A 681-nucleotide genomic window follows, 5' to 3' on the forward strand; every position below is an offset into this window, starting at 1 on the left:
ACCTGCACACGCAATATTCTTAGGCAGTTTAACGTTTAACTTCTCGGCATTTGCCGTAAGAATTGTTGCCGCTGAACCCCAAGCACGAATGTCCATCGTGACGATTTGCGGCATGCTGATTGGCGAACTGCCCATCGCATGGTGGTCGATGATTGCGACGATGGAAGTTGGATCAACCGATTTTGCAAGTTGAGTCGATTGGTTGAAATCCACCAAACCAATGTGGTGAGAAGAGAAATCCGCCTTCACTTTTGGCGCGTCCATGCCACAAAATTCAAACACAAACTTACTTTCTGGGTTCGCTTCGCCAGTTAGCGCTGCTTCTCCGCCGTAGATGTGTGACGCAAGGATAACGGAAACGGCACTATCGGTGTCTGGGCTCAAATGTCCAACCCATACGAGGTTGTCGGTATTATTGTTTGAAAGCGTGGTGAGGTCCAAAGCGCCCTCAGCCAAACAGCTGAAAGAGGCAATCATGGTTAATCCAAGTAGTGAACGTTTCATTTGAGTCCTTAATGGTGAGTGGTAAGTTACTATTGGTACTGCATAGACCATTGATTCAAATGTAATTTTTTCGAGTTACCAATTCACCCGATATTCTTGGAATCGCAAACGTTTTTCGAGTCGATACACACTTTTTTATCGATTCCGCTTACAACTTAAACAGGATATTTAGTTAAG

The 681-nt window shown here is 44.9% G+C and carries 1 protein-coding gene; it reads right to left on the reverse strand.

Going from position 1 to position 681, the window contains the following annotated elements; translation table 11 throughout:
* Positions 1-504 (reverse strand): DHH family phosphoesterase (locus R7044_RS25670; RefSeq protein ID WP_225456054.1); only part of this gene is annotated, 504 nt, incomplete at its 3' end.
* Positions 505-681 lie beyond the last annotated feature (177 nt).

The organism is Vibrio sp. 1402 (assembly GCF_033340275.1).